Source organism: uncultured Lactobacillus sp. (genome assembly GCF_902491705.1).
Taxonomy (GTDB): domain Bacteria; phylum Bacillota; class Bacilli; order Lactobacillales; family Lactobacillaceae; genus Lactobacillus.
In genome coordinates this window covers 1-13471 of the sequence record NZ_CABUIW010000024.1, presented here as the reverse complement: position 1 = coordinate 13471, position 13471 = coordinate 1, and the positions used below count along the sequence as shown (strand labels likewise).

The window sequence follows — 13471 nt, the reverse complement described above, 5'->3', positions numbered from 1 at the left end:
AACAATATCTTGATCATTAAATATTTAGTGAATGAATGACTTTCCTTGCACCTCAACTTGCCTTTCTTTAAAATATTAAGGTAATGAATGGAGGGCTACTAGATGGAAAATTTTGAAAAACTTTTTAATCAATTTTTAGATTGCGTACAAACTTTGCAAAATGCATTGAATGTTTCATTTACAGAAGCATTGGTTGAAACCTTTGATAACTTAGAACAAGGCAAGATAAAAGTTGAAAATGGCGCACCAGATGAAAAGACTGTTGAAGAATTAAGTAAGAAGTATCAAGCACTTGACTATGAAAATATTAGTCAAAAAGATAAAGCACAAGTATTTACTTTTTTGACTTTAAAAGCAATTAATGATGATGGCCTTGATGCTAACCATATGCCAACACCACCAGCTATTTCTACTGTTATTGCAATGCTTATGCATAAATTGCTCAAAGATGAAAAGATGGAAATCGTTGATCCAGCAGTTGGTACAGGAATCTTGCTTTTCTCAATCATTTCTCAATTAAAGGCTTTGAATCACTCTAAAGACAACTATCAATTAGTTGGTATTGATAATGATGAAGAAATGCTCAACTTAACTGATGTTGCAGCTCATTTAAATGATGTTGATATTGAACTATATTGCCAAGATGCCTTAATGCCTTGGATGTGTCCAAATGCTGATGCAATTGTCAGTGATTTGCCAATCGGTTATTATCCAATAGATGAAAATGCTAAGAACTTTGAAAACCAAGCTAAGAAAGGCCACTCATTTGCTCACTTATTATTAATTGAACAAATTATCAAGAACCTTAAACCAGACGGTTATGCTTTCTTAGTTGTTCCTAAGTCAATTTTGTCTGGCAAAATCGGTGCAGATTTCATGCCATGGTTGACTAAAAAAGTATACTTAAAGGCTATTGTAGAATTGCCTGATGACATGTTTAGAAATAAATTTAATCAAAGATCAATTCTTGTTTTCCAAAATCATGGTTCAAAAGCTAAGCCTAGTGAAGTTCTATTGACCAAATTGGATTCATTAAAGAAAGAACAATCTTTGGTTCAGTTTAATGTGAAATTGAACGAGTGGTATACTAAAATCAATCATTAATTCGTAAAGCATATAACTTTATTGAAAGTAGGGGAAATTATTTTTATGAAAAAAGTTTTGGCAATCAACTCTGGTAGTTCATCATTCAAGTACAAGTTATTTTCTTTGCCAGATGAAAAGGTAATTGCAAAGGGAATGGCTGACCGTGTGGGTCTTGCTGATGCTTCATTTGAAATTAAATTGGCTGATGGAACTGATCACGTTGAAAAAACAGAAATTCCTGATCAAGAAGCCGCAGTTAGTTTATTAATTAAATTCTTGAAACAATTTAATGTTGTCGAAGATTTAAATGAAATTGTTGGAGTAGGTCACCGTGTAGTTAATGGTGGTGAATATTTTAAAGATTCAACCATTATTACCAAGGAAAATCTTCCTAAGATTTATGAATTGGAAGATTATGCTCCACTTCATAACCCAGCAGAAGGCCGTGGTATTGAAGCATTTATGAATGTATTGCCAAATGTCCCTCAAGTTGCTGTATTTGATACAACTTATCACCGTGCTCTTGATCCAGTACATTATTTGTATTCTCTTCCATATGAATACTATGAAAAATATGGCGTACGTAAATATGGTGCACATGGTACTTCAATTCGCTATACTGCTCCTCGTGCTGCAGAAATGCTTGGTAAAGACCTTAAGGACTTAAAGTTGATTATCTGCCACTTGGGTTCAGGTGCATCAATTACTGCTGTTAAAGATGCAAAATCATATGATACTTCAATGGGCTTTAGTCCAATTGCCGGTATCACTATGGCTACACGTTCAGGTGATATTGATCCATCTCTTATCCAACATTTAATGCATGTTGAACATAAATCAATGGATGAAATGATTCACATTTTGAACCATAAATCAGGTTTGCTTGGTCTTTCTGGTATTTCACCAGACATGCGTGATGTTAGAGAAAGCAATAGCGATCGTGCTAAGTTAGCAAGAAATATTTTTATTAACCGTATTATTCGCTATGTTGGTTCATACATTGCCGAAATGGGTGGTGTAGATGCAATTATCTTTACTGCCGGTATTGGTGAACATGACATGGGTGTACGTAAGGCTGTAATGGATGCCTTCAAGTACATGGGCGTAGAGCCAGATTATGAAGCTAACGAAAAAGTAAGCGAAGGCTTCATTACTAAACCAGATTCTAAGGTTAAATCAATGGTTATTCCTACAAATGAAGAATTGATCATTGAACGTGATGTTGTTCGCTTAACTCATATTAATTAAGCTTTTTAGTCGCACATTATGGTGGTCTATGCTACAATAATAGAGTCTCAAGGGGATGTTTTGGGATTCGACAGGCGTAGACCCGCATTGACTGCGGTTCGTAGGTTACGTCTACGTAAAAACGTTACAGTTAAATATAACTGCAAATAATAAAAATTCTTACGCATTAGCTGCTTAATTTAGCGCATGCGTTGCTCTTGACCGGTTTACTCGTGACTGGTCTTCGAGTATCAACTTTAGCGAGTTACGTTTAACTACCTCACCTGAATAGTTGAAAAGAGTCTTAACAGGTTAGCTAGTCCATACTAGCCCTGTTATATGGCGTTTTGGACTAGTGAAGTTCAAGTAATATAACTATGATCGTAGAGGTCAGTGACGAGATGCGTTTGGACAGGGGTTCAATTCCCCTCATCTCCATTTTTGAAGATTCATTGAATTATAGGAGTGCTTAAATCGTTGATTTAACAGCATTCCTATTTTTTTGTAAATGCTATAAAACGTATTTAATTTAAGTTTTGACGTAAAATTGACGTAAAAATAAAAGCGTTTGGTAGCGTGATTAAACCACCGTTTTAGGTGGTTTTTTTATTGCCTAATTTAATTAGATTGATGCAAATTGACGCAAAAATGGAAATATTTCACTGCTTAGTTTTCAGCAATGAAAAAGAAATGTGTTTCTTATTTAACCAATCCATTTTTGGATTCGGCTTTAAGTTGATAAAGTTAGCATTTTTCTAAGAAAAAAGCGAGCCCTTGATGTAGCGGACATAAGCGGACTTTAAAAGCCTTTTTTAGTTAAATAGAATGACTGCAAAAGGCTATATAAAGCCATTAAAGATAATTTTATTAATATTAGTTGTCCGATTAATTAGCATCCCTTTTAGGCGTAATTGCTAATTTTAAATAATGCTAGTTTATCTCAACAATATCAACGCTTCTATTATTGTTTTAAGTCCTTAAAAAGGGGGGCTTTTTTACGTTAAATTGCGTTAGACCTTAGTATTTTAAATAATCAAAACACGGCTAATATTTTAGCTTTAGAGCCTTTTTTATTTTTTGTAGTGTGATTATACGTGTAAGCAATTAAAAGTGCTTATAACTAAAACCATTGACTACAGCAAAGAATTAACAAGTTAATTAAATGCAAAAAGATATAATAATAAGTCATAATGAAACTGTATTCATAGTTAATTATAAAAAGTGAGGGCTTTTATTATGTTTTTACCAGAAATAGACAAAAAAGAGACACTGCGCAAAACAAGAAGATTCTTTGATAAAGAGTTAGACAAATATATTAATTTAAGCGGTAAGCATCGTTTTGACCTTAAAAGCCCTATTATTGATGGTTTGCCAAAAGGTAGCAATATAAATAATAATGATTCGTTCATGATGAATATTTTCTATGCGGAACAAATTATAAAATGTGTCTCTGATGCTATTAACTTGCTGACAGATACACCTAAAAAGCCGTATAAAACCATCATTATTGATAAATACATTAATTGTTTAACTTCCCAACAAATAGCATTAAAGATTCAATATTCAAATTCACGAACCGCTACCAAGATGAATGAAGCTTTGTTAGAGTTTGCTCAACGTTTTCAGTGCTCCCAAAAAATTAGCAAGTTAGAGCCATCAATAAAATTAGTCGTATATAAAGAGCCATTAATTAATAAATTCGGTCGTATAGTTAAGCCAATTTATGATTGAAAACTATTTCAAATATAAAAATAGGGTGCTATTCCGTTAAGGATGCACTCTTATTTTTTGTAGTAAATATTAATTGGCTGGCAAACGCGCTTCAATTCAATAATGATAAGCAATGTAGCAATATTATCAATTATCAAAACACGACTATTTCTTGCTTATTATTGCGTTCTTTTTAGTTTGCTTTTCGTTTTAAAACAAGCTTGAAATACTAATATAACAATATTTAATCTTTTGTTTTTAGTTTGCTTTTCGTTCCTTGCTAAATGCTAAACGGTTAAATCATCAACCATTAAAGCCGTTGTTTTTGCTAACTCATTAACCGACTTAATAAGACCGCATAAACCTGCTAACTCTTCTTTTTTAACGGTTTTTGGGTCAATATTTATTGCAAAACTATATAAAGCGTTTGTAGCATCCTCAAGAGTGAAGCTATTTAATGCAATATCACTGATTTTTGATTTAATATCTTTGTTTATGTCTCTTTTTTGATTTAATATCTTTGTTTATGTCTCTTTTTTGATTCATTTCTTAATTGCATTCCTTTTTATGTTTTCTCTATTTGAACGTATGAATTGAATTGTTACACCATCTAAACTCTTGCCCTCTTGTATCTGTTTAAGTTTAGCCTCTAATATTTCTGTTTTAGCATTCAAATTTCTTAATTTTGCTTTATCAAGTAACGGGTTTGAGTTTTCGCTAAATGCTCCGCACATTTTTAATACTGTCACACACGCATTATACCTAACCATCTCGGACTTAGCATCTAGTAACTTAACTAATGTTCTAATAGATTTACTTTTTATTTTTCCATTAATTTGTCTATTAACATAAGCGTCATACGCTGGCTTATACCATTTACTTTTTCTCCAATGTGATACGGTAGTTTCATTTTTTAAATTAATTTTAGGGGCTATCTCTTTATTTGTATAATTGCCCTCAAAGTCTAATCTAATTAGGGTTTGTTGATATTTATTCAATTTTAAAAAGGGGTCATTTGTTTTAGATTTACTCATGTTGCTATTCTTCTTTCATTGTTTTTGTTTTAAGTTCCGAGTTAAGTCGGAAAATACATGCTTCAAATGGATTCACTTAATTATAAAAGGGTGCATGATGCTAATTAATAAAATGCTATTTTTCGGCTTGATTGTGCTAATAAGTAGCATTTGTTGAAATCTCATATACTGCACTTTTATGCACCAAGTTAGAACCACCGTATCTATAGGCACAATGGTTAAATGGTTGCATCCCTAATTGACGTTATAACCATTTCAGCGATAACGCTCTAAAGACACAAAAAGGGCTTAATAAGGCTTAAAATGTGCCAAAAAGGTACTTTTTTCTCCAATACCTTAGCATTTGTTAGCATTGAAACGCACTCAAATATATTAATGTGTGCATGATAGCCAAAAAACTTAAGGTTTCTTAATTGCTACAATGGATACAAGCATTAAATAAAAACAAGCTAGTAAATGAACTAACTTGTTAATTTTGCTTATACTATTTCTTCCAGTAATTGCCTAAATAACTGTTTATTTCTTGTTCTAAGCGGTCTTTTTGTTTTTCTAACATAATCATACCAGCGCTTGAATATTCGCTACCATAGCCGTTTAATTCATTGCCTTTTAATATCTTTCTGTACTTTGCGTTCATTCTTTTTGAAAGGTGACTGGTATTAAAATATTGCGGATAGTGTAGTAAACTATTGAGGGTTAGAAATTGCTTCAAGTTTTTATTCGCTAATTTCTTCAAACTAGGATATTTAAACCAATTCAACGCTTTTTTGGTCTCTGTTAACCAATTAAGCGCGTTTTTTTTGCCTTTTAGCACTAGAAGTGATTTTCTTCTTTTTCGTGGTTTGTTCCTTAAGCTTGTTGTAATAGCGGTAATACAATTTTGATGAACTACTTCCACAGTAAATAGTTTCAATACTTCCATCACGACCACACCAATAATATTTTTTTACGTTGGGCTTATAAAACCTATAATTCATATCCGAATTATCAAAGTTAATAAAATCTATTGCTATATCTATTCTTGTTATGCGTGGCTCTTCAAATAGATTAATAATATTGAGTATTCTTGTTTTTTCCGCTTCATTTTCAATGTGGTTTGATGTATCTAACCTCCAACTAGCTTGATTAGCCTTATTTTTACCCTTATTTCTTATCAAAGTAGCAATGTTTTCTTTTGCCAATAATTCACCATCTTCACTAATCCTTTTTAATCCAAATTTTTGCGGTCTATGGTCTATTTCTTTGCCTTGCTGTATCCAATGGTTTTCTTTTAGTTGAGTTCTATATTGTTCCGCGTGAAATTTACCGTTTATCGTGATTCTATCTAAACTAATTTCACAAATATTATTTTTATCAAAAGGTCTCTTTTTGAAACCCTCTACCTGCTTGTTAGATAGGGTTTTGATTTTTTGGCTTTTATTCATTTGTGAACCTCATTTATTAAAAAAGCACCCTCAAAGGGATGCTTTAAAATATTTGGGTCATGTGTTTCTTTGAGTGAGTGATTTATTATTACTCATTCTTTTTGTTTATTTGTCTTGCTTATCGTCTTTGTAGTAATCTCTATCAAACCAGTCTTGGATATTTGCCAATTTAAGGGCTAATTCTGCAGCATTACGCCAAAGGTATGAAGTGGGGTAGGTTACACCGTCTACAATGTCTACGCCCTCATTTTCAGCACATTCAATGGTTTCTTTTAATTCCTTAATGGTTTTGGTCATTTCTTTATCGTTTCTGTTAAATTCTTTGCTAAACATATTAGGCTCTTCTTTCTAGTTAAATCTTTTTTGCTATAATTTACGTGTAAAAATTTTTGGTATGATTTTTACTTACTGCTCGTAACTACGCCAATAGTTGCGAGCTTTTTTGTTTCTTCCAGTACTTTGTTAATAGCCCACGCTTCAATTTTGCTAATTTCTTTAGTGGTCAAGTTCTTGTTAATTAACAAATAGTAAGCGCCTTTTTTAATTTCAAGATAGCCCTCTTGTTCAACGAAGGGAGCATACATTATTTTCAATTCTTTCATTTAAAACCTCTAATTCTTAAAATATTTATCCATGCTATTTCTTTGAGCTTGGTTCATTTCTTGTTTTCGCTTAATGGTGTTTTCTTGTCTTTTTAACCATTTGTCATATTGGTATCGGTCATTTTCCCACCAATAGCCCTTACCAGATTCAGAACAAACAGGATAACCGCGAACACGTAAAGCATTGAAGTAATTAGTCACTAATCGAACCGTAGTACCTAATGCTGTAGCTAGTTCTTTATTTGAAATTCCATTCTTACGTCCAATATGAAACTTGAGAATATTTAATAAACTTTTTGCCTTTGGGTCTAAAGGAATGCTAGTGTTTAGCATTCTATCTCTGTGTTTGGCTATTTCTACAACCTCTAAATGTTCCATTGTTTACCTCTTTCTCATTTCAATACCCACGCTACCAAACGCTTAACTATTTTCTTTTTCTTGATTGCATCCATTTGTTAAGGGATGATTTTGGGTATCTCTTCACACCGTCAACGACAATAACAGGGAAGTCAGCATAATGCTTTTCCCACTTAATTAACGTAGCGGGCGCTACATGTAAATAAGTGGCTGCCATTTTTTGGTTCATATAGGGCGGAAAACTATTTTCTTCTTTGATTGCCTTAACTGTGGTTTGGAGTGCATCCCCTATAGTTTGGGTTATAGCGTCTTTCAATTCGCTTGGTAGCTCCATTTTTATTGCGTCCATGTTATTTAGCTTCTTTCATTACTGATTGATGTTCTTTCATAAACTTATCAATAGCGCTTTTACTAATTCGCTTTGATTTACCAAACTCGATGACTGGTAAGCCTAATTTAATAATTTCTCTTAAGCTGTCATAAGAGTTAAACCCCATATACTTCATGGCTTGCTTAAATGTTAGATATTCGATCATGTTTTTTTCACCTCAATCTATAAAAATTACAAATATTTGTAATTCAAACTTTGATTCGATTATATATTACATAAATATGTAATTCAATACTAAACATGAAATAATTGCACATTTTTGTAATTATTATCAAATGTTTATGTATAATAGAGTTTAAAAAAGGGGGGTTATTTAATGGAAAATAGAATAAAATATTTTAGAAAAAGAACAGGATTAACACAGAAGTCTTTTGTTAATTCTTTTAACAAATGGTTAGCAAAAAGAAAATTAAAGCCTATAACACCAGCCACTTTTTCACGTTGGGAAAATGGGCTAAATAATCCTACTGAAAAGATGTGGGCTAGTCTTGCTGATTTTATGAATACTACGCCAATAGTTTTACAAGGTGCAGTAAGTAACAAAGAAATAATTTTGTGTATTCAAAAAAGCTATATAAATGAATTTAGTGAGAAAAAAGTGTATGAAATATTTGACCCCTATACATCTAGTATTGATGAAATTAAACAATGGCAAGATGAACAAAAAGCTATGAATGATATTTTTTTATGTAGTTTTGATGTGTTAATTGGATGGGGAAAAATAAGTTTAAAGCATCGCCGACTTTCCAAAGAAACGTATAACGATTTTGAATTTTGGGAGAAAATGTTTGGAGGAATATTTACTATTAACGATCCAGTAGTGTGGTTAATTACTTCTAAGCCTGTAAATCTTGATTATGTTAGTTTGCTTAATTTAGTAGCTAATATATTGCAAAATTATTTGAGCTTTTTAGAGAAAAGTAGTTCTAGCTTTAAATCAACGGTTTCTGAAGTTCAAAATGAATTTGATAATACACCAATCCCTAATAGAACTAGTGAAGAAATAAAAAAGGCTAGCGAAAATAGAATAAAGTCTAAGCAATTTTGGGATATAGTTCAAAAGCGGGCATATAAAGATTAGTTATTTCAAATCAAAATAACTTCAGCATAAAAAAAGCCGTATTCCACGACTTCCATATAAAAATGATTATTAATCTTGCTACCGTTTGCTATTGTGTTGCATCCCTAATGATGTAGCTTTTTATTTTCTCGTTTTAATACCCACGCTACCAAATGGACTAAATAAACGAGGTAAAAAGTACTATGAGTTATGTAAAACCAACTAAGAACGGCTATTACGGTTATGCTTATTATCGTGATAAGAACGGCAAAAGAAGACAAAAGTCAGTAGGCAAATTTAAGTTCAAAAGGGATGCACTCAAAGAAGCCGATAAGGTAGAGAAAGAATTAGACACCGTTAATATTAATTTGAAAGATATTAGTTTTGCCGATTACTACAATCGCTGGTATGAAACTTATAAGGGTAATAGTTCATTAGCAGATATTACTAAAAAGCGGTATTTGATTTTTTATAAAGTAATTCAAAACTATTTCAAGAATAAGAAGCTAAGAGACGTTAAGCGGATTGAATACCAGCAGTTTATTAACTGGTACGGTAAAGACCACGCTTGGAAGAGTGTCTCTAAATTAAATGGTGCTATTCGGCAATGTGTTAGCTATGCAATAGATGATGATATTATTGCCAAGGATTTCACTCATAACGTTCAATTAACCCACAATAAGGAAAAAGAATTGAAAGTTGAATATCTAAATAACGATGAAATCAAGGTACTAAAAAAAGCCACCATTGAGGGGCTAAACAAGAACAATACAAGTCGCTACATGATATTAACGGCACTTTATACAGGGATGCGTAAAGAAGAAATACAAGCCTTGTCATGGAATGATATAGACGAACTACACGGCACTATTAATATTAATAAGGCGTGGGACGATGCAAAAAAAGACTTTAAACCAACTAAGACAGTTAAGAGCAAAAGAATAATTTCAGTTAATCGTGAATTGCTCCAATACTTAGACGATTTAAAGTCTAATAACTCAACAATGATATTTAAAAATGTTTTTGGCACTATTCCAACTAGCACCGCTTTAAATAAATGCTTACGTAATATTATGAAGCAAAGTGGTATAAGCAAGCAAGGTTTTCACTTTCATTCTTTGAGACATGTTCATGTTGCTTATTTGATTAGTAAAGGCGTAGACATTTACGCAATTAGCAAAAGGTTAGGACATTCAAATGTAACTATCACATTAAACACTTATTCATACTTAATTGATGAATACAAGGCAAAAAATGACAGCTTAATAACTGCAAAATTGAGTGAATTATAATAAATGACGTAAAATTGACGTAAAAAGTCTCCTAAGACTTGATATAACAAGGGGTTGAGGTGCTCCTCATCTCCATAGATAAAGCACTTAGGCGAGGACCTAAGTGCCTTTTTATTTATATTATTAAAGAGGTGCTTAGTCGTGGCAAGTATTAAAGAGTTTGAAAAAACTATGTATGATTTGAACCCAGAAGAAGTAGAAGAACAAATTAAAAAAGCTAAGAATGCTGAAGATAGAAATTTCTGGTATGAAATTTCGGATCGACTTTTGCAACATCGTCAAGAAAAAACTATTAATTCTAAATTTGTATTATAAAAAATATATATTTGTATGCTGGAGTTAATGGGGCAGGTAAATCTACTCTTTATTTAGATAACCAATATAAGTATAAAGATACAGTTCGTATAAATGCTGATGAAATAGCTAGAGATAATGATTGGGACTGGAGAGATCCACGAACAAATATTAAGGCTATGCTGTTAGAAATAAAAATATTAAAGCAAAATTTGAAAGATGGAAAAGATATAAGTTTAGAGACAACCTTTGCTGGAAGTGAAAAATCAGCAACACGTTTGATAGATAGAATTAAAGCTAATGGATATAAAATACATCTATTATATGTTGGATTGGATTAAATAATGCAGAATTAGCAATTAAACGTGTAAATGATAGAGTGGTAAAGGGTGGCCATGGAGTGCCAAAAGAATTAATACTGAAAAGATATAAAGAATCTTTGATGAAGTCATATTATATGACAATACAATTTTGTTTAAGACGGTGTATGATCGAAAAGGGAAAGTAATAAATAGGGAAATTGATCAAATTCCTAAGTGGGCAAAAAGTGCTATAAGTATTGATCAAAAAGAATTGAATAAGAAACACTAATAGGTGATTTTTCATCTTTGAGTTGGAGTCCTGAGACAATATGTCTAGGACTTTTTTTAATTAAAAAAATAATAAATTAGTAATAACTTTTATGTATGGATAAGCCATGAAAATAAGTATTAAACATTATTAGAGATAGTTTGTACAATAAACGTAGAAATAATAGACAGAATTAAAATAGTAATACGCGGAGAAAATATGAAAGAAATTAAGAATAAATATTTTGAAGGAGAAAGAATACTTTACGGCTTAAATGATGCTGATTTAGATGGCATTACTTTTGGCGAAGGCGAATCTCCTTTAAAAGAAGCAAAGAATATTACACTGAAAAATTCAATTTTTAAATGGAAATATCCACTTTGGTATGATGAAAATGTCAAAGTGGAAAATACTACTTTTGAAACGATGTCTAGAAGTGGTATCTGGTACACCAATAATATTTCAATTAAGAATAGTGCATTGCAAGCTCCAAAATTGTTTAGAAGAGCCAGTCATATTAATTTGGATAATGTTCATTTTGCTGATGCAGAAGAAACAATGTGGACTTGCGACAACATTAGAATCACTAATTCTCAAATTAATGGTGATTATTTTGGTAAAGATAGTAAAAATATCTATCTTGATAACGTCAGCGTAGTAGGCAACTACGTATTTGATGGTGCAGAAAATATCGAAGTTCATAATTCAACTTTTGTATCTAAAGATGCGTTCTGGAATTGTAAGAATGTTGTGATTTACGATTCAACTATTGATGGTGAATATTTAGCTTGGAATACTAACAACATTAAGTTTATTAATTGTAAAATTGAAAGTGATCAAGGATTAAATTATATTGATCAACTTGAAATTAAAAACAGTTCACTCATTCATACTGATTTAGCCTTTGAAAAGGTTTCTAATATGAATGTAGAATTGAATGCCAAGATTGATAGTGTAAAGAATCCAATTTCTGGTAAGTTATCTGCTCCTGAAATCGGTACTCTAATTATGGATCCTAACAAGATTGATCCATCAAACACTATTATTGATTGTCCAAATATTGGTAAAAAAGTTGATCAATCAGATATGAATCAAGAACCAAAGGACTAGTGATAATATGCAATATGATTTTGTAAATGCTCCAGATAGAACACATACTGATTCGATTAAGTGGGATGTAAAACCAGGCGAATTGCCAATGTGGATTGCAGATATGGACTTTAAAACAGCACCAGAAATAATTGACGCAATGAAGAAAAAAGTTGCATTAGGTGCTTTTGGTTATGAATTCCCTAAAGATGACTACTTTAATGCCGTAGCTGATTGGTATGAAACTGAGCACAACCATCGTCCTGAAACTGAATGGATGATCTTTACTACTGGCGTTGTTCCTGCAATTTCTTCAATTGTTCGGCGCATTTCACATATTGGCGATAATGTTTTGGTCCAAGAACCTGTCTACAATATTTTTTATAATTCTATTTTGAATAATGGTCGTCACGTTTTATCTAGTGATTTACAATTTGACGGTAAAAATTACGTGGTTGATTGGCAGGACTTAGAGCAAAAGTTGGCGGAACCTTTAACTACTTTAATGATTTTTTGTAATCCTCATAACCCAATTGGCAAAGTTTGGACAGCAGAAGAAGTGCAAAAATTAGCAGACTTATGTCATAAGCATCATGTGACTCTTCTTTCAGATGAAATTCATGGTGATTTGATCAGAAAAGGCCCTGATTACACACCTGCATTTTCAGTTAATGGTCCAGCTAAGCAAAACGTAATTTCACTTGTTTCACCAAGTAAGACATTTAACGTAGCTGCTCTTCATGCAGCTACTGCCATTGTTCCAGATGAAAACTTGCGTGAAATGGTTAGTCGCGGATTAAACAGTGATGAAGTTGCTGAACCTAATTTATTAGCTATTCCAGCAACTATTGCCGCATATGAAGAAGGACATAACTGGCTTAAAGAATTAAAAGTACAATTAAATACCAATTTTGATTATGCTGCTAAAATTCATCCAAGATAAGATTCCAGCTATTAAGATAATTCAGGGTACAGCTACGTATTTAATGTGGATCGATGTACATCAAGTTACTAATGATTCAGAAAAACTAGCTGATTTTATTAGAAAAGAAACTGGTTTAATTATTTCTGTTGGTGATATTTATCGCGGCAATGGTCATGACTTTATTAGAATCAATTTGGCTTGTCCATTAGCAATGGTTAAAGATGGGTTAAACCGTTTAGCTGAAGGAATTAGTAAGTATAGCAAATAGCTTTACATGTAAAACGAAAAATAGACATATATTTAAGAAAAGGGTTTCATTTTTATTGCGATAAAGTATATACTTTATGTGAGGTGATTTAAATGGAACCATTATTTTTAACCCCATACTTTAGACCTAAGATTTGGGGCGG

The 13471-nt window shown here is 32.0% G+C and carries 16 protein-coding genes, 1 other RNA gene and 1 pseudogene; 10 read left to right on the top strand and 8 right to left on the bottom strand.

The features are described 5' to 3' along the window. The first annotated feature begins 102 nt into the window (after window positions 1–102). The 4 genes from RDN22_RS06045 to RDN22_RS06030 all read left to right on the top strand — a co-directional run bounded on the left by RDN22_RS06045 (window position 103) and on the right by RDN22_RS06030 (window position 4044). Window positions 103–1104 (top strand): class I SAM-dependent methyltransferase, encoded by a 1002-nt coding sequence (locus RDN22_RS06045; protein ID WP_308556781.1) that lies wholly within the window; start codon window positions 103–105, stop codon window positions 1102–1104. Window positions 1105–1149: 45 nt separating this feature from the next. Beyond that, window positions 1150–2334: an acetate kinase gene (locus tag RDN22_RS06040; RefSeq protein WP_308556780.1), complete on the top strand. Its 1185-nt coding sequence runs from the start codon at window positions 1150–1152 to the stop codon at window positions 2332–2334. A 51-nt stretch (window positions 2335–2385) separates the two neighbouring features. Then, window positions 2386–2754: a transfer-messenger RNA gene (gene ssrA / locus RDN22_RS06035) on the top strand. 795 nt (window positions 2755–3549) lie between these two features. Then, the gene (locus RDN22_RS06030) at window positions 3550–4044 is read left to right on the top strand and encodes an ArpU family phage packaging/lysis transcriptional regulator (RefSeq protein ID WP_308556779.1); all 495 of its coding nucleotides are present in this window, start codon (window positions 3550–3552) and stop codon (window positions 4042–4044) included. Between the two features lie 521 nt (window positions 4045–4565). On the opposite strand, the gene RDN22_RS06025 is transcribed toward RDN22_RS06030, so the two are convergent. The 8 genes from RDN22_RS06025 to RDN22_RS05990 all read right to left on the bottom strand — a co-directional run bounded on the left by RDN22_RS06025 (window position 4566) and on the right by RDN22_RS05990 (window position 7976). Next, window positions 4566–5057 (bottom strand): hypothetical protein, encoded by a 492-nt coding sequence (locus RDN22_RS06025; protein WP_308556778.1) that lies wholly within the window; start codon window positions 5055–5057, stop codon window positions 4566–4568. Window positions 5058–5541: 484 nt separating this feature from the next. Beyond that, on the bottom strand, window positions 5542–5871 hold the full coding sequence (locus tag RDN22_RS06020) for a hypothetical protein (protein WP_308556777.1): 330 nt from the start codon (window positions 5869–5871) through the stop codon (window positions 5542–5544). Beyond that, on the bottom strand, window positions 5843–6481 hold the full coding sequence (locus RDN22_RS06015; RefSeq protein ID WP_308556776.1) for a hypothetical protein: 639 nt from the start codon (window positions 6479–6481) through the stop codon (window positions 5843–5845). The genes RDN22_RS06020 and RDN22_RS06015 overlap by 29 nt, the downstream gene beginning before the upstream one ends. A 105-nt stretch (window positions 6482–6586) precedes the next feature. Then, complete coding sequence (locus RDN22_RS06010) at window positions 6587–6814, bottom strand: hypothetical protein (RefSeq protein WP_308556775.1); 228 nt, start codon at window positions 6812–6814, stop codon at window positions 6587–6589. Between the two features lie 68 nt (window positions 6815–6882). After that, entirely contained in the window at window positions 6883–7083 is a 201-nt protein-coding gene (locus RDN22_RS06005; RefSeq protein ID WP_308556774.1) for a hypothetical protein, read from the bottom strand. A gap of 9 nt (window positions 7084–7092) precedes the next feature. After that, a complete protein-coding gene (locus tag RDN22_RS06000) occupies window positions 7093–7461 on the bottom strand; it encodes an HTH domain-containing protein (protein WP_308556773.1) in 369 nt (122 codons plus the stop codon). Window positions 7462–7507: 46 nt separating this feature from the next. Next, complete coding sequence (locus tag RDN22_RS05995) at window positions 7508–7789, bottom strand: DNA-binding protein (RefSeq protein WP_308556772.1); 282 nt, start codon at window positions 7787–7789, stop codon at window positions 7508–7510. 1 nt (window position 7790) lies between these two features. Next, window positions 7791–7976, bottom strand: coding sequence for a DNA-binding protein (locus tag RDN22_RS05990; protein WP_308556771.1), 186 nt, complete (start codon window positions 7974–7976; stop codon window positions 7791–7793). Window positions 7977–8147: 171 nt separating this feature from the next. On the opposite strand from RDN22_RS05990, the gene RDN22_RS05985 reads away from it, so the two are divergent. The 6 genes and pseudogenes from RDN22_RS05985 (at window position 8148) to RDN22_RS05960 (ending at window position 13329) form a co-directional block, all read left to right on the top strand. Then, a complete protein-coding gene (locus RDN22_RS05985; RefSeq protein WP_308556770.1) occupies window positions 8148–8912 on the top strand; it encodes a helix-turn-helix transcriptional regulator in 765 nt (254 codons plus the stop codon). Between the two features lie 182 nt (window positions 8913–9094). Continuing rightward, window positions 9095–10183 (top strand): tyrosine-type recombinase/integrase, encoded by a 1089-nt coding sequence (locus tag RDN22_RS05980; protein WP_308556769.1) that lies wholly within the window; start codon window positions 9095–9097, stop codon window positions 10181–10183. Between the two features lie 141 nt (window positions 10184–10324). Next, the gene (locus tag RDN22_RS05975; protein ID WP_308556768.1) at window positions 10325–10498 is read left to right on the top strand and encodes a hypothetical protein; all 174 of its coding nucleotides are present in this window, start codon (window positions 10325–10327) and stop codon (window positions 10496–10498) included. A gap of 11 nt (window positions 10499–10509) precedes the next feature. Beyond that, window positions 10510–10818 (top strand): zeta toxin family protein, encoded by a 309-nt coding sequence (locus RDN22_RS05970; RefSeq protein WP_308556767.1) that lies wholly within the window; start codon window positions 10510–10512, stop codon window positions 10816–10818. Window positions 10819–11266: 448 nt separating this feature from the next. After that, window positions 11267–12157 carry a DUF3737 family protein gene (locus RDN22_RS05965; RefSeq protein WP_308556766.1) on the top strand — a complete coding sequence of 297 codons (891 nt, stop codon included), beginning with the start codon at window positions 11267–11269 and terminating at the stop codon, window positions 12155–12157. Between the two features lie 7 nt (window positions 12158–12164). Further along, window positions 12165–13329: pseudogene (locus RDN22_RS05960) on the top strand (MalY/PatB family protein). The last annotated feature ends 142 nt before the right edge of the window (window positions 13330–13471 follow it).

Bases quoted from the DNA above. Each gene is read 5' to 3' on its own strand.
- RDN22_RS06030 (WP_308556779.1), top strand. From the start codon at position 3,550: ATGTTTTTACCAGAAATAGACAAAAAAGAGACACTGCGCAAAACAAGA.
- RDN22_RS06015 (WP_308556776.1), bottom strand. From the start codon at position 6,481: ATGAATAAAAGCCAAAAAATCAAAACCCTATCTAACAAGCAGGTAGAG.
- RDN22_RS06010 (WP_308556775.1), bottom strand. From the start codon at position 6,814: ATGTTTAGCAAAGAATTTAACAGAAACGATAAAGAAATGACCAAAACC.
- RDN22_RS06005 (WP_308556774.1), bottom strand. From the start codon at position 7,083: ATGAAAGAATTGAAAATAATGTATGCTCCCTTCGTTGAACAAGAGGGC.
- RDN22_RS06040 (WP_308556780.1), top strand. From the start codon at position 1,150: ATGAAAAAAGTTTTGGCAATCAACTCTGGTAGTTCATCATTCAAGTAC.
- RDN22_RS05995 (WP_308556772.1), bottom strand. From the start codon at position 7,789: ATGGACGCAATAAAAATGGAGCTACCAAGCGAATTGAAAGACGCTATA.
- RDN22_RS06000 (WP_308556773.1), bottom strand. From the start codon at position 7,461: ATGGAACATTTAGAGGTTGTAGAAATAGCCAAACACAGAGATAGAATG.
- RDN22_RS05985 (WP_308556770.1), top strand. From the start codon at position 8,148: ATGGAAAATAGAATAAAATATTTTAGAAAAAGAACAGGATTAACACAG.
- RDN22_RS06045 (WP_308556781.1), top strand. From the start codon at position 103: ATGGAAAATTTTGAAAAACTTTTTAATCAATTTTTAGATTGCGTACAA.
- RDN22_RS05980 (WP_308556769.1), top strand. From the start codon at position 9,095: ATGAGTTATGTAAAACCAACTAAGAACGGCTATTACGGTTATGCTTAT.
- RDN22_RS06025 (WP_308556778.1), bottom strand. From the start codon at position 5,057: ATGAGTAAATCTAAAACAAATGACCCCTTTTTAAAATTGAATAAATAT.
- RDN22_RS05965 (WP_308556766.1), top strand. From the start codon at position 11,267: ATGAAAGAAATTAAGAATAAATATTTTGAAGGAGAAAGAATACTTTAC.
- RDN22_RS05990 (WP_308556771.1), bottom strand. From the start codon at position 7,976: ATGATCGAATATCTAACATTTAAGCAAGCCATGAAGTATATGGGGTTT.